At 60.2% G+C, this 19,496-nt stretch carries 17 protein-coding genes; 5 read left to right on the top strand and 12 right to left on the bottom strand.

Features of this window, described 5'->3' with window-relative positions; all coding sequences use genetic code 11:
- Positions 1-252: 252 nt before the first annotated feature.
- The 3 genes from glpA to glpC are packed head-to-tail and all read left to right on the top strand — an operon-like array spanning position 253 to position 4,275.
- Complete coding sequence (gene glpA, locus USF70_RS11410) at positions 253-1,881, top strand: anaerobic glycerol-3-phosphate dehydrogenase subunit A (protein WP_167818407.1); 1,629 nt, start codon at positions 253-255, stop codon at positions 1,879-1,881.
- Entirely contained in the window at positions 1,871-3,088 is a 1,218-nt protein-coding gene (gene glpB / locus USF70_RS11405) for a glycerol-3-phosphate dehydrogenase subunit GlpB (protein WP_143346673.1), read from the top strand. Before glpA ends, glpB begins: the two co-directional genes overlap by 11 nt.
- Positions 3,085-4,275 (top strand): anaerobic glycerol-3-phosphate dehydrogenase subunit GlpC, encoded by a 1,191-nt coding sequence (gene glpC / locus USF70_RS11400; RefSeq protein ID WP_232937553.1) that lies wholly within the window; start codon positions 3,085-3,087, stop codon positions 4,273-4,275. The genes glpB and glpC overlap by 4 nt, the downstream gene beginning before the upstream one ends.
- Positions 4,276-4,308: 33 nt before the next feature.
- Here glpC and USF70_RS11395 read toward each other — a convergent pair whose 3' ends face one another.
- The 10 genes from USF70_RS11395 to USF70_RS11350 all read right to left on the bottom strand — a co-directional run bounded on the left by USF70_RS11395 (position 4,309) and on the right by USF70_RS11350 (position 14,177).
- Complete coding sequence (locus tag USF70_RS11395; RefSeq protein ID WP_320735639.1) at positions 4,309-5,508, bottom strand: nicotinamide mononucleotide deamidase-related protein YfaY; 1,200 nt, start codon at positions 5,506-5,508, stop codon at positions 4,309-4,311.
- A 93-nt stretch (positions 5,509-5,601) separates the two neighbouring features.
- Positions 5,602-6,141 carry a YfaZ family outer membrane protein gene (locus USF70_RS11390; RefSeq protein ID WP_167818405.1) on the bottom strand — a complete coding sequence of 180 codons (540 nt, stop codon included), beginning with the start codon at positions 6,139-6,141 and terminating at the stop codon, positions 5,602-5,604.
- A gap of 124 nt (positions 6,142-6,265) precedes the next feature.
- Complete coding sequence (gene menE, locus USF70_RS11385) at positions 6,266-7,627, bottom strand: o-succinylbenzoate--CoA ligase (protein ID WP_232937548.1); 1,362 nt, start codon at positions 7,625-7,627, stop codon at positions 6,266-6,268.
- On the bottom strand, positions 7,624-8,589 hold the full coding sequence (gene menC / locus USF70_RS11380; protein WP_217071601.1) for an o-succinylbenzoate synthase: 966 nt from the start codon (positions 8,587-8,589) through the stop codon (positions 7,624-7,626). The genes menE and menC overlap by 4 nt, the downstream gene beginning before the upstream one ends.
- Positions 8,589-9,446: a 1,4-dihydroxy-2-naphthoyl-CoA synthase gene (gene menB, locus USF70_RS11375; RefSeq protein WP_023312524.1), complete on the bottom strand. Its 858-nt coding sequence runs from the start codon at positions 9,444-9,446 to the stop codon at positions 8,589-8,591. Before menB ends, menC begins: the two co-directional genes overlap by 1 nt.
- Positions 9,443-10,219: a 2-succinyl-6-hydroxy-2,4-cyclohexadiene-1-carboxylate synthase gene (menH, locus tag USF70_RS11370; RefSeq protein ID WP_087823053.1), complete on the bottom strand. Its 777-nt coding sequence runs from the start codon at positions 10,217-10,219 to the stop codon at positions 9,443-9,445. The genes menB and menH overlap by 4 nt, the downstream gene beginning before the upstream one ends.
- Positions 10,216-11,886, bottom strand: coding sequence for a 2-succinyl-5-enolpyruvyl-6-hydroxy-3-cyclohexene-1-carboxylic-acid synthase (menD, locus tag USF70_RS11365; protein WP_048975386.1), 1,671 nt, complete (start codon positions 11,884-11,886; stop codon positions 10,216-10,218). The genes menH and menD overlap by 4 nt, the downstream gene beginning before the upstream one ends.
- A gap of 88 nt (positions 11,887-11,974) precedes the next feature.
- Positions 11,975-13,270: an isochorismate synthase MenF gene (gene menF / locus USF70_RS11360; RefSeq protein ID WP_320735638.1), complete on the bottom strand. Its 1,296-nt coding sequence runs from the start codon at positions 13,268-13,270 to the stop codon at positions 11,975-11,977.
- A gap of 86 nt (positions 13,271-13,356) precedes the next feature.
- Positions 13,357-13,662: a stress response protein ElaB gene (gene elaB / locus USF70_RS11355; protein ID WP_008500219.1), complete on the bottom strand. Its 306-nt coding sequence runs from the start codon at positions 13,660-13,662 to the stop codon at positions 13,357-13,359.
- Between the two features lie 53 nt (positions 13,663-13,715).
- Positions 13,716-14,177 (bottom strand): GNAT family N-acetyltransferase, encoded by a 462-nt coding sequence (locus tag USF70_RS11350; RefSeq protein ID WP_033146075.1) that lies wholly within the window; start codon positions 14,175-14,177, stop codon positions 13,716-13,718.
- Positions 14,178-14,248: 71 nt separating this feature from the next.
- Here USF70_RS11350 and rbn point away from each other — a divergent pair, with 71 nt between their 5' ends.
- Positions 14,249-15,166 (top strand): ribonuclease BN, encoded by a 918-nt coding sequence (rbn, locus tag USF70_RS11345; protein WP_048980038.1) that lies wholly within the window; start codon positions 14,249-14,251, stop codon positions 15,164-15,166.
- Positions 15,167-15,230: 64 nt separating this feature from the next.
- Entirely contained in the window at positions 15,231-16,235 is a 1,005-nt protein-coding gene (locus tag USF70_RS11340; RefSeq protein WP_033146077.1) for a chemotaxis protein, read from the top strand.
- A gap of 198 nt (positions 16,236-16,433) precedes the next feature.
- On the opposite strand, the gene nuoN is transcribed toward USF70_RS11340, so the two are convergent.
- Both nuoN and nuoM read right to left on the bottom strand, forming a co-directional pair.
- The gene (gene nuoN, locus USF70_RS11335) at positions 16,434-17,891 is read right to left on the bottom strand and encodes an NADH-quinone oxidoreductase subunit NuoN (protein ID WP_029740937.1); all 1,458 of its coding nucleotides are present in this window, start codon (positions 17,889-17,891) and stop codon (positions 16,434-16,436) included.
- A gap of 6 nt (positions 17,892-17,897) precedes the next feature.
- Positions 17,898-19,427, bottom strand: coding sequence for an NADH-quinone oxidoreductase subunit M (gene nuoM / locus USF70_RS11330; protein ID WP_023312532.1), 1,530 nt, complete (start codon positions 19,425-19,427; stop codon positions 17,898-17,900).
- Positions 19,428-19,496 lie beyond the last annotated feature (69 nt).

Genomic DNA, 19,496 nt, shown 5'->3' with positions numbered 1-19,496 from the left:
AACAGCCTCCGTGGCCTTGAATTGAATGGGCAGGTGGCTCGCACCTGAATTCCAGAGGCGGGGATGTTAAGAAATCACGGTGATTGTTACTGTGAATCAACGCACAGATTGTTACAGAAATATGACAGAATGCGCAAAAAAGCGCATGAAATCACGCTCCAGTTTCGAATTTCGCGCGTTTATGTTCGAAATCAAACAAACCACACTATTGATATGGCTAAATGATAAAAAAACGAACATAGAGGGTAAACAATGACCATTCACGATCCTCGCTACAGCGATGTGATAATCATTGGCGGTGGCGCAACCGGCGCCGGGATCGCACGCGACTGCGCCCTTCGCGGCTTAAGCGTCACGCTGCTGGAGCGCCACGATATCGCCACGGGCGCAACCGGGCGTAACCATGGCCTGCTGCACAGCGGCGCGCGGTATGCGGTTACCGACGGTGAATCCGCACGCGAATGTATTGCTGAAAACCAGATCCTCAAGCGTATCGCCCGCCACTGCATTGAGCCGACCGACGGCCTCTTTATTACTCTTCCCGAAGATGACCTCGCCTTTCAGGACACCTTTATTACCGCCTGCACTGCGGCGGGCATTCAGGCTGAGGCCATGGACCCGGCGCTGGCGCGGCGGCTGGAACCGTCGGTTAACCCGGCGCTTATCGGCGCGGTGAAAGTGCCTGACGGCACCGTTGACCCCTTCCGCCTGACCGCCGCCAATATGCTGGACGCCCGCGAGCATGGCGCGCAAATCCTGACCGGGCACGAAGTGACCGGGCTTATCCGTGAAGGTCATCGTATCTGCGGCGTGCGGATCCTTGATACGCAATATAACGAACACAGCGAGCTGTATGCCGCCGTGGTGGTTAACGCGGCGGGGATCTGGGGGCAGCGCATCGCGGAATACGCGGACCTGTCGGTGCGCATGTTCCCGGCGAAAGGCTCGCTGCTGATCCTCGACCACCGTATCAATAACCACGTGATCAACCGCTGCCGCAAACCGTCTGATGCCGATATCCTCGTCCCGGGCGACACCATTTCGTTAATCGGTACCACCTCAACCCACGTCGACTACAGCGAGATTGACTACAACCGCGTGACCGCCGAAGAGGTCGACGTCCTGCTGCGCGAAGGGGAAAAACTGGCCCCGGTGATGGCGCAGACGCGTATTCTGCGCGCCTACGCGGGCGTGCGTCCGCTGGTCGCCAGCGACAACGACCCGAGCGGACGTAACGTCAGCCGGGGCATCGTGCTGCTCGATCACGCCGAGCGCGACGGCATGGACGGGTTTATCACCATCACCGGCGGCAAGCTGATGACCTACCGCCTGATGGCCGAGTGGACGACCGATGCCGTCTGCCGCAAGCTGGGCAATACCGAACGGTGCGTGACGGCAGAACAAGCCCTGCCCGGCTCGCGTCAGTCCACCGAAAAAACGCTGCAAAAAATTATCTCCCTGCCCGCGCCGCTGCGCGGATCCGCTATCTACCGCCACGGCGACAGAACGCCGCAGTGGCTCGGTGAAGGACGCCTGAGCCGCAGCCTGGTGTGCGAGTGTGAAGCCGTCACCGCCGGTGAGGTGCAGTACGCGGTGGAGAGCCTGACGGTCACAAGCCTGCTCGATCTTCGTCGCCGCACCCGCGTGGGAATGGGTACCTGTCAGGGCGAGCTGTGCGCCTGTCGTGCCGCCGGGCTGCTGCAGCGTTTTCACACCACTACCGCCACCCAGTCGCTCGATCAGCTCAGCGCGTTTTTAAACGAGCGCTGGAAAGGCATTCAGCCTGTCGCCTGGGGCGATGCCCTGCGCGAAAGCGAATTTACCCGCTGGGTCTACCAGGGGCTTTGCGGTCTTGAGAAGGAGCAACGCGATGAAATTTGATACCGTAATCGTCGGCGGCGGGCTGGCAGGCCTGCTCTGCGGCATCAAGCTCACGAAGCAGGGGCTGCGCTGCGCCATTATCACCCGGGGCCAGAGCGCCCTGCACTTCTCGTCGGGCTCGCTGGATCTGGTGGACGACGCGTACCGCGATAAGCTGCCGCCGGAGCACCCGTATCACCTGATTGGCGCCCAGCATATTGACCGCTTTGCGCTGGAAACCGAAGCGCTGCTGGCAGACTGCGGCGCGCGTCTGAAGGGAAGCGCCCGGCTCAATCACCAGCGCGTCACGCCGCTCGGCACCCTGCGCTCTGCCTGGCTCAGCCCGGAAGAAGTGCCCGTTGCTCCCTTCAACGCCGCGCGCGTGCGGGTCGTGGGCATTAGCGGCTTTCTGGATTTTCAGCCCCATCTCGCGGCGGCGTCGCTCTGTCGCCAGGGCGTCAATGCCGAAACGGCAGAGATAGAGCTGCCTGAGCTTGATGTCCTGCGCGACAACCCGAGCGAATTTCGCGCGGTGAATATCGCCCGTTTTCTGGATAACGAGGACAAATGGCCGCTGCTGTATGACGCACTCAGACCGCTCAGCGACAGCTGTGACGCCCTGCTGATGCCCGCCTGCTTTGGTTTACGCGACAACCGGCTCTGGCGCTGGCTCTCGGATCGTCTGCCCTGCTCGCTTGGCCTGCTGCCAACCCTGCCCCCTTCCGTCCCCGGCATTCGCCTGCATACCCAGCTCCAGCGCCAGTTTGTCGCGCAGGGCGGCGTGTGGATGGCGGGTGATGAGGTGAAAAAAATCACCCTGACCGACGGCGCGGTCAGCGAAATCTGGACGCGCAACCACGACGATATTCCGCTTCGCGCGCGCTTTACGGTTCTGGCAAGCGGCAGCTTCTTCAGCAACGGGCTGCTGAGCAGCCGGGAGGGCATCCGGGAAGCCATTATGGGGCTGGATGTTCGCCAGCGTGCCTCCCGTGCGGACTGGTATCAAAGTGATTTCTTCTCTCCGCAGCCCTGGCAGCAGTTCGGCGTGATTGTCGATAACCAGCTACATCCGCAACTTTCCGGTAAGCCCGTCAGTAATCTTTTTGCCATCGGCTCGCTGCTGGGCGGGTACGATCCCATTGCCCAGGGATGCGGTGGCGGGGTCTGCGCCGTCACGGCGCTGTATGTGGCAGAGCAGATTAGCCAGCGCACGGAGGCTGAACAATGAACGACACCCGTTTTGAAAGCTGCATTAAATGCACGGTGTGTACCACCGTCTGCCCGGTGAGCGGCGTGAACCCACGCTATCCCGGACCAAAGCAGGCCGGGCCGGACGGCGAGCGTCTGCGCCTGAAGGACGGCAAGCTGTACGACGAGGCGCTGAAATACTGCATCAACTGCAAACGCTGCGAAGTCGCCTGCCCGTCGGACGTTAAAATCGGCGATATTATCCAGCGCGCCCGGGCGCGCTACAGCACGCAAAAGCCGACGCTGCGGGACGCTATTCTGAGCCATACCGATCTGATGGGCAGCGTCTCGACGCCGTTTGCCCCGCTGGTGAATGCCGCGACCTCCCTCAAACCGGTGCGTCAGCTGCTGGATGCCACGCTGAAGATAGACCATCACCGCAGCCTGCCGAAATATTCTCACGGCACCTTCCGCCGCTGGTACAAATCCGTCGCGGCGGAGCAGGCGCAGTACGCCGACCAGGTGGCCTTTTTCCACGGCTGCTATGTGAACTACAACCACCCGCAGCTGGGCAAAGATCTGCTGAAGGTGATGAACGCCATGGGAACGGGCGTTCAGCTGCTGAACAAAGAGAAGTGCTGCGGCGTACCGCTGATCGCCAACGGGTTTACCGATAAAGCGCGCAGGCAGGCTCAGAGCAACGTCACCTCCCTGCGCGAAGCGATTGTCGATAAAGGTATTCCGGTGCTGGCGACCTCGTCCACCTGTACCTTCACCCTGCGCGATGAGTACCCGCATCTGCTGGACGTGGATAATAACGGCCTGCGCGAGCACATCGAGCTGGCGACACGTTTCCTGTGGCGCAAGCTGGACAGCGGACAGACGTTGCCGCTGGGGAAATTGCCCCTGAAAGTGGTGTATCACACGCCGTGTCATATGGAGAAAATGGGCTGGTCGCTCTATACGCTTGAGCTGCTGCGGTTAATTCCGGGCCTGGAGCTGACGGTGCTGGATTCGCGCTGCTGCGGGATTGCGGGAACCTACGGCTTTAAGCGTGAAAACTACGAAACGTCACAGGCGATTGGCGCCCCGCTGTTCCGCCAGATTGAAGAGAGCGGCGCGGATATCGTGGTAACGGACTGCGAAACCTGCAAGTGGCAGATTGAGATGTCCACCAGCAAGCGCTGCGAACATCCAGTCACCCTGCTGGCGAAGGCGCTGGGCTGAACATGGCCGGGGCGAAACGCCCCGGCCATGGTTTTACTCCACGAACAGCGACTCGACAACGTTAATCCAGCCGTGCTCGCTGGCAACCTCTTTGCCATTCAGCCAGCGGCGCAGCATGTTCAACGCCACCATGGCGCAAACCTCCTGACGCACCGCTAGGCTGTGGCGGGTAATGCTCATTTTTACCCGCAGGGCCCAGGTGCCTTCCGGCGTCGCCAGCGCGAAGTTAAGGTGTTCCTCATCCAGCCCCCCGACAAACAGCGCCAGACCGGCAAAATGCTTCACCCTTCTCTCGGAAGCCCAGCGGGCGGTTTGCGCCAGGGTCTCCTGCTGGAACGGCACCACTTCGCTGGCCAGCAGCGGCGCGTTGACGCGCGACAGCTGCAGCGCTAGCAGGCCACCGGTGAACTGCTCGCTTAAGGTCACGCTCAGCTGACGCGACTGCAGATGCGTCGCAATCTGCGCGGGCAGCCCTTCCGTCCCTTCAAAGATCAGGCTTTCGCCCGCCACGCGCTGCACCTCGGGCCACAGGGCCAGCATCGCCTCTTTCTGTTCGGCCGGACCTGTCAGCTTGAGCTCAATGATCGGCATGGAGGAGCGGTAGCCCATGGAGACGCCCGGCGGCAGCGGGAGAGGGTCAAGGCTCTGGGCCAGATCGCTTTCCGAGCGGCCAAAGGTGGTCAGACGCAGACACAGCGGCGGTTCAGGCAGGGTAAAACGATCGCGAAGGCGCGGCAGGATCTGCTGCTCGACCATCACTTTAAATTCTGAGGGCACGCCCGGCGTGAAGAACATCAGGCAGCGGTTCAGCTGCATGGCAAACCCGCACGCGGTACCCACCGGGTTATCGACCAGCTCGGCGCTGGCGGGAATTTCAGCCTGTTTGCGGTTGCTGGGGGCCATGACGCGGCCACGTTCGGTGAAAAAGCGCTCCATCTGCGAAAGCCACGCCTCGTGCAGCACCAGCCCTTCGCCTTTTGCGGTCGCGGCGGCCAGCGCGCTGAGATCGTCACCGGTGGGGCCGAGTCCGCCATTCACAATCAGCACGTCACAGTGTTCGCTGCGCTCGCGCAGAATAGCGACCAGCGACTCAAGATTGTCGCCCACCGTATTGCGGCGCGTTAACGGTAATCCTTGCTCAAAGAAAAGATCGGCAAGCCAGGCAGCATTGGTATCAATAATTTGTCCATGCAGCACTTCGTCGCCGGTGGATAACATCTCCACGTTAATCATTATGTTCTCCCGCTTATTTGGTCAAAACACTATAGCGCAAACGCGGGGTGGAGAAGAGAGAAACTGGCGCGACAGAACGCCGCGCCGGAGTGATTAGAAGCCTGCGCTGATGCCCACGTACGGGCCGTCGGCTAGCGCGTTGTCGCGGTTGCCGTCTTTGCCGGCCAGGTTCAGATAGCGATAGCCCGCTTCGATGGTAATCGGACGCATGATGGTCCAGCGCGCGCCGGCGTTGGCCTCTTCATAGCTTTCGATACCGCTTGAGAGGGAGTCCGGCGAATAGTAGTACTCACCAAACAGGCCGAAGCTGTCGCCAATTTTCCACTGCAGGCCGCCGCCCACTGCCGCCGCGTACCCTTCGTCACCGTCATTTGGGTTGGTATAGATACCTTTACCGCCGACGGTGGCCAGGAACGGGCCAAGAGGAACGTTCAGACCCAGGCCGAGGCTCGCCGCGTCGCCGTCGTCATCGTTATGCGTCCAGCCGCCGGTCATCGCCAGGCCGGAAGTCTCGGTACCCATGCCAAAGCCCAGGTGGGTATAATCCTGACCCGCCGATCCGTTAATGCTGATGGCGTTAGCCGCCGCAGATACAACCATCAGGCCGAAGCCCACGAATGCCACTTTTTTCATTGTCGTGATCCCGCACAATTATTATAAAGAAGTCCCAAAACCGCGAGATTTTAACCGGAGTCTCCCGGGGATCAAGCACTCTGCGTGCGGCAGGTCAGTAGATTGTAATTATTTGAAACGGCTATTATCCCTTCAGCGAGGCGTTCACCCACTGCTGCAACGCGCGGCGTGAGACTTTAATGCCGCCATTTTTGAGTTCGGTCGGCAACAGCAGCCAGCGGACGGGTTGTTCAAAACGCGCCACCTTATCCCTGACCCAGTCAGGTAAACAGGTGATATCCGTTCCCGGCTCGCACTCCACCACCGCCACCGGACGCTGTCCAAACTCGGCGTCGTCCAGCGGGACGATAAACACCTGGTTAATCTGCGGATGGCGGGCGATAACGCGCTCAAGGCTTTCCGGCTGGATCCCTTCTCCGCCGCTAAAAAAGAGGTTGTCCATGCGGCCCAGGATCGTCAGGCGGCCGTCATGCCATTCCCCGCGATCGCGGGTAGCGAACCATCCCTGCGCGTTGGTCAGCGGAACCAATTCGCCGTCCCGCCAGTAGCCTGAGGCCATACTCTCTGCCCGGATCCAGACTTCACCGTCAACCACCTGCACCTCTCTGCCCGGCAGCGCATAGCCTACGTCCGGCTCGCCGTCCGCCGCTTTCGCGCAGACGGTAGAGGCAAACTCGGTCAGGCCGTAGCCGCAGAAGGTGCGAATCCCCTGCTCGCGCGCCTGCTGCGTCAAGTCAACAGGGATGGCGGCCCCGCCCAGCAGCACCGCTTTCAGTGCAACAGGCTGGTGGGTATTAAGCAGACGCCAGAGCTGGGTCGGCACCAGCGAAGCGTGCGTACAGCCGCGCAAAGCCTGCGCCAGCGGCTGTTTCTCGCGCACGGTTAACCGCGCGCCGGCCTGCAGCCAGCGCCATAAAATCCCCTGGCCGGAAACGTGAAACAGCGGCAGCGAAAGCAGCCAGTCGTCGTCTTCGCCGTAGGGCATCAGCGCCAGCACGCCGCGCGCGCTGGCGAGATGGGCGTCGCAGGTATGCACCGCTGCTTTCGGCAGCCCGGTAGAGCCGGAGGTCAGCGTCATGGACGCCAGCCGCGCCGGCTGCCACGCAACGCGATATTCCCCGGCGCGCTCGCGCATGCTCAGGGCAGGAAGACCATCACAGGTACCGTCCAGCGCCAGCGCAAAGCGCAGCGTCATCTGCGGGAGCAACACGTCCAGCAGCGGGCGAGGCAGCTGCGGATTGACGGGAAGAATGCGCGCCCCGCACTGGAGCAGCGCCAGCCACGCCAGCAGGGTTTGCGGATGATTATGGGCCAGCAGCAGCACGCCGTTGCCCTCCTCCACACCCTGCAGGTGAAACTCTGCCGCAAGGCGGTCGACGCGGGCGCACAGCTGTTGCCAGCTGAGCACCTCGTCGTTCAGCCTGAGGGCCGGTTTATCAGCAAACTGCGCGCGCCAGTGCCGCCACGGCCAATCGGTAAAACTCATAACAACGGCTCCAGCGCCGCGACGTTGAGGCACGGCAGCGCGCTGTCCGGCCACCTGCGGATAAGCTGAGCCTGCATCAGGTTCAGCGTGTCGAGGCCAGGGATCGTATCCGGCGTTAGCCAGGCGGCAATGCGCGCCAGCTGGGTCAGCCCAAGGCTGGACTCAATCGACGAGCTGATGACCGCCGTCAGCCCTGAGGCATGCGCTGCCGCGACCTGCTCTCGCACCTTCGCCAGGCTGCCGGTCAGCGTTGGTTTAATCACCACCGCGCTGACGCCGGGCTCGGCGACAAATTCAAAATCGTCCTCGCGCAGGCTTTCATCCCAGGCGATGGCAATCCCCGTTTCGCGGGCGAACGCGCGCGAATCGTCGCGGGTTTTGCACGGCTCTTCGAGGAAGGCAATGCGGCTGCGGTACGCCGGGTTGACGTACTTTGCAAACTGCTGCGCCTTGAGCGGCGTCCAGGCGCGGTTAGCGTCCAGACGCAGATGAAGATCGGGGATCGCCTCCAGCAGCAGGTTGGCGACCATGCCGTCGCGCACCGCTTCGTAGAGACCGACTTTAATTTTCGCCACTTTCTCGCCCGGCATGGCGGAGAGCAGCGCGAACAGCTCGTCAGGATCGCCCGTACAGAGCGGTGCCGCGCGGTAGTTAGCCTCTTCAGGCAGGCTGCCGTCCAGCTCCGCCAGCGCGCAGCTGATACCAAAAGCTGCAGAAGGCACGTCCGGCAACGCCGGATCCGCGCCGTCACGCCACGCGTCTGCCCACGCCAGCAATACAGACTGCGCGTCATCCAGCGACTCCAGGCTAAAGCCCGGCAGCGGCGAAATCTCGCCCCAGCCTTCCCGCTCGTCCTGCTGCAGATGCACGAAGAAGCCGTCACGGGTTTTTAACCGCCGTTCACGCAGCACCACGCCCGCGTCCATCGGTATCTGCCAGCGGTAAACCTGCGCGCGACGCATTACGGATTCCGTTTGTATTTGCTGAAGTCCGGCTGGCGTTTTTCGTTAAACGCGTTGCGCCCTTCCTGACCCTCTTCGGTCATGTAGAACAGCATAGTGGCATTGCCAGCCAGCTCCTGCAGACCCGCCTGACCGTCACAGTCGGCGTTGAGAGCGGCCTTCAGGCAGCGCAGCGCCATCGGGCTGTTTTGCAGCATTTCGCGGCACCAGCGAACGGTCTCTTTTTCGAGATCGGCAATCGGTACCACGGTATTCACCAGGCCCATATCCAGCGCTTCCTGGGCGTTGTACTGACGGCACAGGAACCAGATTTCGCGGGCTTTTTTCTGCCCGACGATACGCGCCATGTACGAGGCGCCCCAGCCGCCGTCGAAGGAGCCCACTTTCGGACCGGTCTGGCCGAAGATGGCATTCTCTGCGGCGATGGTCAGATCGCACATCATGTGCAGCACGTGACCGCCACCGATGGAGTAGCCCGCCACCATCGCCACCACAGGTTTTGGACAGGTGCGGATCTGGCGCTGGAAATCGAGGACGTTCAGGTGGTGCGTACCCGCATCGTCCTGGTATCCGCCGTAGTCGCCGCGCACTTTCTGATCGCCGCCGGAGCAGAACGCTTTATCGCCTTCGCCGGTCAGGACAATCACGCCGATGTTATCGTCGTAGCGCGCATCCGCCAGAGCCTGAATCATCTCTTTCACGGTCAGCGGACGGAAGGCGTTACGCACCTGCGGACGGTTGATGGTGATTTTGGCAATGCCGTCGGTGGATTTGTGGTAGCGAATGTCGGTGTAGCCTTCGGAGCAGTCCTGCCATTCAACCGGGGCGTAAAGCATGTTTTCATCAGGGTAAATCATAGAGTGTCCTTTATTCGATAACGCAGTATCTGAGCCAGACTCGCGATAACCGCATCGGGGTTTTCCCGGTGGGCGTTGTGTCCGGCGTCTGGAATGGCATGGCGAACGGCGTTCACTTCCGCGGCAAGGGCCGCGAACTTCTCATCCCGTTCGCCATAGAGATAGTCAAAAGAGAAATCGCGTGCGCTAAGCGCGGCACGCAGGTCAGGCTGCACGGCCAGCGAGGTCGTCTCAAGCATCATCGCCAGCGTCGCGCCGTTGTTCTGGCTGCGCAGGGTAATAAGCGCATCGCGCTGGGCGTCCGTGAGGGAGGCGAACACGGGCTGTTGGTACCAGTCAGCGAACACCTTCTCCAGCGGTTCGGTGCGAAAACGCGTTGCCCAGCGGCGGTCGGACGCCAGCCGCGCATTTCGCGCATCGGCATCCTGCAGGCCCGGATGTCCACCTTCAACAATCACCCCGAGCAGCCCCTTTGGCTGCTGGCAGGCATGGAACATCGCAATGCGGCCGCCGAGGGAGTACCCGATGAGCCAGAATTTAAGTATGTTGTAACTAAGAAGGGTTCGGGTGAGCAACGTGCTCATCTCGTCAAACCCCGTCACGCCCAGATTCCGGGATCCGCCGTGACCCGGCAGATCCAGATACAGCCGGGGATAATCGCGGAGCCCTTCACCGACCCTCTGCCACTCGCGGCAGTCGCCGGAAAAACCGTGCAAAAAGACCAGCCAGGGATAGCCCGGTTTGCCAGCCTGCTGCACGCCAGTGAGGATCACAGCTGGCTCACCTGCGCCAGCAGGCTTTGCAGGGCCTGCGCACCGTCAGCCTCATTCACCACCAGCTCAATCAGCGTCGCGCCCGGCTGTTTCCAGGCGCTGCTTAACGCCGCGTCCAGCTGTTCCCAGCTTTCCGGGCGATGGTATTTCAGGCTAAACATCGCCGCGGCGTGTTCGAACTGCACGTTCTGCGGCATCAGATAGAAGCGCTCGCGCTCGCTCTGCGGCGTTGGCAACAGGGAGAAAATCTGCCCACCGTTGTTGTTGACCACAATCAGCACAAACGGGGCAGACGCCTGACGCAGCAGCGCCAGCGCGTTGAGATCGTAGAGCGCGGAGAGATCGCCCACGATCGCCAGCGTCGATTTCGCGCTGGCGCGCTGCACGCCCGCCGCCGTGGAGATCAGCCCGTCGATGCCGCTGGCACCGCGGTTGCTGTACACCGGGTAGCCCGCGGGCAGCTTCGAGAAAGCGTCAATCAGCCTCACGACGAGGCTGTTGCCGACAAACAGCTGCCCCTGTTCAGGCAGGTACTGGCGAATGCGGTGCGCCAGCCCGGCTTCGCTAAACGCTTCGCAGTGCGCTTTGGTCAGTTCCCACGCCTGGCGCGAAAGGTCCGGTATAGCCACCGCCCAGGGCTTGCGTTTCTCAGCCGGATGAAGCGTCAGCCAGGCGTCGATACTGCTGACCAGACGACGGCCGCGGTGGTGCGCCGGGTCAAGCCGCCCTTCCAGCGAATCCACCAGCCAGTACTCTTCCGGCGTGCAGGTGGCCTGCCACTGCAGTAACCGTTTGCCGGTCAAACTCGATCCAAGCTGGACCACAATCTGCGCCTGCGCCAGTTCGGTGACCGCTTTCGCATTACCCAGCCAGAGGTCGGCGCACGGCAGCGGCTGACCGGTCTGCGAAAGCACATCGCCAATCAGCGGCCAGCCAAGGGTTTGCGCCCATTCAGCGACCAGCTTGCCTTCGGCGGCGCTCATGCGCCCGGCAATCACCACGCCGCGCTTCTGCCGCCAGAAGAACCAGTCGCGCTGCTTCGCGCTCTCAAGATGCGTCTGCTCGCGCAGCCACGGTTTTTCACTCTGCCACCAGTCGCCGAGGGACTGCTGCCAGTCAAGACCGGTGTCGTCCAGCTCGCCGTAGAGCGGCTCGGCAAACGGGCAGTTGATATGCAGCGCCCCGCTGCGCAGCGTCTCCATGGCGTGATCGACAGTGGAGACCAGCCAGCTTGCCGGAATATCCTGGGTGGGACGCGGTAACGAAATCGTCTGCGAAGGATGCGAAGAAAAGAGCCCCGGCTGGCGAATGGCCTGATTGGCGCCGCAGTCGATAAGCTCAGGGGGACGATCGGCCGTCAGTAAGATCAGTCTTTCACCCGTTAACCCGGCTTCTATCAGGGCCGGATAGAGGTTCGCCACGGCGGTACCGGAGGTGACGATCACCGCCACAGGTTCTTTGCTGACTTTCGCCAGACCCAGCGCCAGATGGCCGAGGCCGCGTTCATCAAAGTGGGTGTGGTGAATCAACGCCCGGTTTTCTGCGGCCGCCAGCGTCAGCGGCGTTGAGCGAGAACCCGGTGCAATACACACGTGCCTGACGCCATGGCGCGTCAGGGCTTCAAGGATCACCGCCGCCCAGCGTCGGTTAAAAGAACTTACTGACATGAGATTGTCCGGTATCAAGAATGCGACACAGTATAAATAATAGAAAAAATTGGAATTTTGATATGAATCGGGATTGCGCGAATCTGTATTAATCCCTTAGGAGCAGAGAGCGCAATCCGGCGGCTTTGTTTTCAATCTCCTGCCACTCCTGCTCCGGGTCAGATCCGCTGACAATACCGGCGCCGGCGTAGAGCCGCAGGGAGTCCTCCTGAACGCGCGCGGAGCGCAGCGCCACGCAGAACTCACTCTGTTCGGGGGATAAGTACCCGGCCGAACCGGCATACCACTCGCGGTTAAAGGGTTCAACCTTCTGGATGAACTCGCGCGCGGGCTGTCGGGGTAATCCGGCAACGGCCGCGGTCGGCTGTAACATGAGCAGACACTGCTCGTCGTCGGCCTGTTTCAGCTCGGTCCAGATACAGCGGCGCAAATGCTGCACCTTACGCAGGCGTACCACCTGGGGGGGCAGTACCTCAAGCGTCCGCGTAGAGCGCTGAAGACGCTGGCAGATATCTTCCACCACCAGCATATTTTCGCGCTGGTTTTTATCATCGTTCAGCAGCCACTCGCCCAGACGCTGCGCCTGTTTATCATCATTGTGGCTGGCGACGGTACCCGCCAGCGCTTCCGTGCGCAGCAGCTTGCCGCGCCGACGCCAGAGACGCTCGGGCGTAGAGCCGAGAAACGCGTTGCTGGCGTCGAATACCATGCAGAAATGATAGCAATGTAAATTCAGGGCGCGGCTGGCGGCCATCAGCGCGACAGGGTTAACGCGCTGCGTGAACTGCAGATCGGTTGCCCTGGCGAGCACCACTTTTTCAAACTCACCGCGCGCGATGGTCTCCGTCGCCCTGCGGATAAGTTTCAGCCATTCGGCCTGCTGCGGCTGATGGGTTTCGTGCTCAACCTGCACGGAGAGCGGACGGATAGATTTGGCAGGACGAAGCCGCTGTAAAAAATCCAGCGCGGCGCGGGCATCCTCCACAAGCGAGCGGTCGCTCCACAGCTGCAGGCGCAGCGTGGCGTTGCCGGCGGTACGTCGCCAGAGCAGTCGCGGTAAAAAGAGGCTCCCCTGTTCGGGATTAAAGGCGTTCAGGCCGCAGACGCGAGTATCTTGCGCCGCATTTTGCTCGCGCAAAAACTGCGAGGCTAATGCCAGAGAGGAAAATTGGTTGACCGCCCCCAGCGCGGCCAGCTCTTCATCGCCGTTACGCTGCTGCCAGTAAAACTGCGGATAACACTGCTGCTCGCCCAGCCAGGCGAGGGGATCGAAGGCGTCGTTTAACGGGAAAGAGACGTCGAAATGACGTATGCCGGGTGCTGCGGGTAACGCTTGCGATAGCTGGGTACGCAGTTGCTCCAGCGCGAGGAAAATCGAATTCACGCGAACCTCTCCCTGTTAAAACCTCGTATTATACGGGGTACTGACCATAAATAGCAGTACCCACGTATAGGGAGTGGTTAAGCGGCTTAACGACGGGCTAACAGCAGCCCCAGCACCAGGCCCACGGCAGCACCCACCCCAATACCCTGCCACGGTTTTTCATGCACGTAGTCATCGGCACGATACACCGCTTTTTTGGCACGGTAGTAGTAAGTATCTGACGCATGGCTGACACGGTTTTTCACTTCATGCAGCGCCTGCTCGGCACGGGCTTTTAGCTCAATATATTTCTGATCGGCAGGGTCGCCCGAGGAACGTAGCACCTCTTCCAGCGTTTCGCTCAGCAAGGCCAGGTCGTCGTCGATACGGGTATCCCAGGATTGAAATGACATATTTTTCTCCATGTTAGTACACCAGTCCGCTAACTATAGCCAACGAGATGCCATTACGCCTGTTTCACTTCTCGCGCCATGCCGACGTGCGGAATGCCATCTTCATCGTATACCTCCGTCACTGGCGCAAAGCCAAAGTGCCCGTAAAAGGATTGAAGATGCGCCTGCGCGCCGAGGTATAACGCCTTGTCCGGCCACTGTTTCCGGCACGCCTCCAGCGTTTTTTCCATCAGCTGATAGCCCAGTTTTTCCCCTCGCGCTTTGCCGCTAATGATGACGCGGCCAATGACGACGGGCTCAAAATCGTCTTCGCTTTTCAGAATCCTCGCATACGCCACCAGCTCGTTATCCCGCCAGCCGAGGATATGGCGGTTCTCACCGACAAGGTCATCACCATCGATGTCCTGATACGGGCAGGTCTGTTCCACAACAAACACTTCACAGCGCAGCTTCAGCAGGGCGTAAAGTGAATGAACGGTGAGGTCGCTATGATGTAAATCTTGCCACTGGATCATGTCAGTCTCCTTCCTGGGGTTCATCACGTTATACTAAACCCCTCCCCGTTCGGCAAAGGGCTGATTGCGTTATGGAACTGATTTTTCTGGGTACGTCCGCTGGCGTGCCAACCCGCTCACGAAACGTGACGGCGATCCTGCTGGATCTTAAGCATCCCACCCGCGGCGGGCTGTGGCTGTTTGACTGCGGTGAAGGGACGCAGCATCAGCTGTTACACACCGCTTACCACCCCGGCAAGCTGGATAAAATTTTTATCACCCATCTGCATGGCGACCACCTATTTGGCCTTCCCGGCCTGCTGTGCAGCCGCTCGATGGCCGGTAACGCCAACCCGCTGACGATTTACGGGCCAGCGGGTATTCGTGAATTTGTCGAAACTACGCTGCGCCTGAGCGGGTCATGGACAGATTATCCGCTGGAGGTCGTTGAGATTGCCGAAGGCCTGGTATTCGACGACGGGGATTATCGGGTTACCGCTCAACCGCTCAATCATCCTGTCGAGTGCTATGGCTACCGCATTGAGGCGCATGACAAACCCGGCGCGCTGGATGCCGCCGCGCTGATGGCCGACGGCGTAAAACCCGGGCCGCTGTTCCAGCGTCTGAAGCACGGAGAGACCGTCACGCTGGAGGACGGACGCGTCATTAACGGCCAGGATTATCTCGCCGCACCGCAGCCCGGCAAAAAACTGGCGATTTTTGGCGATACGGCTCCGTGCCCGGCGGCGCTCACGCTGGCCCAGGGCGTGGACGTCATGGTGCATGAAGCGACGCTTGAAACGGCGATGGAAGAGAAAGCCAACAGCCGGGGCCATAGCTCCACGCGTCAGGCGGCGCAGCTTGCCCGTGACGCGGGCGTCGGGCGGCTCATCGTCACCCACGTCAGCTCGCGCTACGACGCGCGGGGATGCGCAAGCCTGCTGGCAGAGTGCCGCGCGCTGTTCCCGGAATGTGAGCTGGCCGAAGATTTCGCTCAGGTTAGCGTTTAGTCCTTCATTTTTCCCTCAGGATGCCGATAACGATTAAAAGGTCAGCATTTCTCTCGAGGGTAGAATGGATAATTTCCAGAAAGATATTGATGACAGGGCGAATCTGACCCTGTCGAACCGTTTTGAACTGTTGCTGTTCCGTCTTGGCACCTCTCTGAACGAAAATAAATCCGAGCTGTTTGGCATTAACGTCTTTAAGCTGCGTGAAATTGTGCCGATGCCGGAGTTCACAAAACCCGCCGGGATGAAGTCACCGCTGATGGGAATGGTGAATATTCGCGATCAGGTGATCCCGGTGATTGACCTGGCCGCCGTGGCGGGCTGTAAGCCCACCACCGGGCTGAACATCCTGCTGATCACCGAATATGCGCGCAGCGTGCAGGCGTTTGCCGTGGAATCGGTTGAGAACATCATGCGTCTGGACTGGAAGCAGGTGCATGCGGCGGAAACCGCCGTCAGCGGTCGCTACATCACCAGCATTGCGTGTCTTGACGAGAAGACCGATACCAACGATCTGGCGATGGTGCTGGACGTTGAGCAGATCCTGTATGACATCACCCCGGCCAATCACGATCTGCACGCCACGAACCTGAAGACCACCAAATTCCATATCAAGCCGGGCGCTGTCGCCATCGTCGCGGAAGACTCCAAGGTGGCGCGCTCGATGCTGGAGAAAGGTCTGCAGGCGATGGAGATCCCCGCGCAGCTGCATATCACCGGCAAAGACGCGTGGGAAAAAATCGGCGTGCTGGCGGCGCAGGCGCAGGCTGAAGGAGTTCCCATCACCGATAAGATCGCTCTGGTGCTGACCGACCTCGAAATGCCGGAGATGGACGGTTTTACGCTGACGCGCAAAATCAAAACCGACCCGATATTGAAGGATATTCCGGTCGTGATCCACTCTTCCCTTTCCGGCAACGCCAACGAAGACCATATTCGCAAGGTGAAGGCGGACGGGTATGTGGCGAAGTTTGAGCTGAACGAACTGTCGTCGGTGATTGAGGAAGTGCTGGACCGCTCGATGAAGAAGATTGACGGGCCGTTGATTAGCCGCAAGCAGCTGGCTTAGTCGGGTGGCGCTACGCTTACCCGACCTACAAAACCCGTAGGCCCTGCAAGCGTAGCGCCGCTGGGCAAACCATAAAAAAACCCGCCGAGGCGGGTTTTTTCGTTACGTGCGGGCTGGTGCCCTCACCCCGTCCCTCTCCCACCGGGAGAGGGCGCAAACATTAAAAAAGGCAACTTTCGTTGCCTTTTTGCTTTCACCTTACATCAGCGGCATCGCTCGCTGCACGATATCAATCAGCGGCTGCGGATAGATACCGAAGATCAGCACCAGCAGTGCGGAGATAAGCACGACGATACCACCGGCGCTGTACTGCCAGTTGGTTGGGGCATCACGGTTGAGCTGCTGAGGCGCGCTCAGGTACAGGCTCACGGCAACACGCAGGTAGTAGTAGAGACCAATCGCGGAGCCGATAACCACGCCCGCGGTCAGCCACCACAGGTGCGCCTGCACACCGACGGCCAGCACGTAGAACTTACCGATAAAGCCGAGCGTCATCGGGATACCTGCCAGAGAGAGCATCATCACGGTCATTACCGCGGACAGGATCGGACGGTGCCAGAACAGACCACGGTAGGAGAACAGTGAATCGGCATCCGGGCCACGGTACGGGCTGGACATCAGGCTCACCACGCCGAAGGCGCCGAGGCTGCTGAACAGGTAACCGGCCAGATACACGCCCACGGCTTCCATTGACATCTCGCCGCTCTGCAGCGCAATCAGCGCCACCATCAGGTAGCCCAGATGAGAGATAGACGAGTAGCCCAGCAGACGCTTGATGTTGGTCTGGCTCAGCGCCATCAGGTTACCGAAGATGATGGAGACGAACGCGATAATGCCCAGCACCACGCGAACCGCTTCGCTGTCACCCACAGGCGCGTACAGGAACAGACGCATGACCACACCGAAGATAGCGATCTTGCTCGCCGTCGCCAGGAAGGTCGATACAGGAGCCGGGGCGCCCTGGTATACGTCTGGCGTCCACAGGTGGAACGGCACCAGAGAGAGTTTGAAGCCGAGGCCAACAATCATCATGCCCAGACCCGCCAGCAGCAGCGGCTCATGCAGCATGCCGTCACCGAGGCTCTTGCCGAGCGCCATGAAAGAGAGGTTACCGGACTGTGCGTACAGCAGCGCAATACCAAACAGCAGGAACGAGGATGCCGCAGCAGACAGAATGGTGTACTTGATGCTTGCTTCCAGGGAGCGCTTCTGACGGAAGGCGTAACCAATCAGGCCGAACAGCGGCAGAGAGATCAGCTCAATACCGAGGAACAGCGCGGCCAGGTGGTTCGCATTCGCCAGCAGAATGCCGCCCAGCGCGGCAATCAGAACCAGCAGGTAAAACTCTTCTTTGTTGTCGTTGTAGCCTTCGAGCCACGGGTACGCAAAGGTACAGGTTGCCAGGCTCGCCAGCAGCACCAGACCGGTATACAGCATGGCGTAACCGTCAACGCGCATCAGCGGGGTGACGTCCATCGCCCCACCCTGGCCAACAAACCAGAGAGAGACTAACGCGGCGTTCAGGCCGATGACCGACAGCGTGGCATTCAGGAAGTGATTGCGTCGCCACGCAATGGAGAGCATCACAACCACCACCGTCAATCCGACGATCAGCAGCGGTAGCAGCGCGATCAGTTGTTGTGGAGTTATTGTCATGGCGAATTACGGCCTTGTAGTAGAAGCAGAATTAACAAACCACTGCTGGATGTTACCCATCGCGCTATGCGAGGTATCCAGAATCGGCTGTGGGAAGAAGCCCAGCAGCACCAGCAGTACGACCAGCAGCAGGATGATGAACAGCTCACGCAGCGACATCCCCGGCAGTTCTTGTGCAGCAATTTCGCTCTTCGCTTTACCGAAGTAGGCGCGGTGCAGCATCGCCAGCGAATACACGGAAGCGAACACCAGACCAAAGGTGGAGATCACGGTAATCACCGGTACCACTTTGAAGCTGCCGAACAGAATCATAAATTCGCCGACGAAGTTACCGGTACCCGGCATCCCCAGGGTAGCCACTGCAAAGAACATGGACAGCGCTGGCAGCCATTTAATTTTGCTCCACAGGCCGCCCATCATGCGCATGTCGCGGGTATGCAGACGTTCGTACAGCTGACCGCACAGGATGAAGAGGCCGGCTGCGGACAAACCGTGCGCAATCATCTGGATCACCGCGCCCTGGTACGCCAGCTGGCTGCCGGTGTAGATAGCAATCAGCACGAAGCCCATGTGGGAAACGGATGTGTAGGCAATCAGACGCTTGATGTCGTACTGCGTGAAGGCCATCCAGGCACCGTAGAAGATACCGATCACACCCAGCCACATGGCAATCGGTGCGAACTCAGCGGAGGCATTCGGGAACAGCGGCAGTGCGAAACGCAGCAGACCGTAGGCCGCCGTTTTCAGCAAGATGCCCGCCAGGTCAACGGAACCCGCCGTTGGTGCCTGAGAGTGCGCGTCTGGCAGCCAGCCGTGCAGCGGAACAACCGGCATTTTCACCGCGAACGCGATGAAGAAGCCCAGCATCAGCAGGTATTCAACGCCGTGGGACATTGGCGTTTTCAGCAGATCTTCGTAGTTGAAGGTCCAGGTTCCGGTCGCGTTGTGGTGAACAAACACCAGCGCCAGAATAGCAATCAACATCACCAGACCACTCGCCTGGGTATAGATGAAGAACTTGGTTGCCGCCGTGATACGCGTTTTACCGTCGGACGCCTTGTGGCCCCACAGCGCGATCAGGAAGTACATCGGCACCAGCATCATCTCCCAGAAGAAGAAGAACAGGAACATGTCGATGGCAAGGAACACGCCGATCACGCCGCCCAGGATCCACATCAGGTTCAGGTGGAAGAAGCCCTGGTATTTTTCGATTTCTCGCCAGGAGCAAAGTACCGCCAGAACGCCGAGCAGACCGGTCAGCACCACCATCAGCAGCGACAGACCGTCAATCGCCAGGTGGATCGTAATGCCGAAACGCGGGATCCACGGCAGGATGAACTCAGACTGCCACTGCGGAATGCCTGCAGACTGGGTCAGTGAGTAACCGCCCTGCAACCACAGTTGCAGGCCAAGCGCGAGCGTCAATCCCATGGTGATCAGCGCGATCCAGCGCGGCATCTTCACGCCAAAGCGTTCAGTCTGCCAGCACAGGAAGCCGCCGATGAAGGGAATTAATATTAGCCAGGGTAGTAACATGGCGATTTACATTCCTTTTTAAGGCCCCCAGCAGGGGCCTGATTTTCAACGAATTCGAATAAAATTCAC

Source organism: Enterobacter sp. 237C8 (genome assembly GCF_034106865.1).
Taxonomy (GTDB): domain Bacteria; phylum Pseudomonadota; class Gammaproteobacteria; order Enterobacterales; family Enterobacteriaceae; genus Enterobacter; species Enterobacter asburiae_B.
Note: the sequence above shows the minus strand (reverse complement) of the source record. Positions and strands in the feature narration are given on the sequence as shown.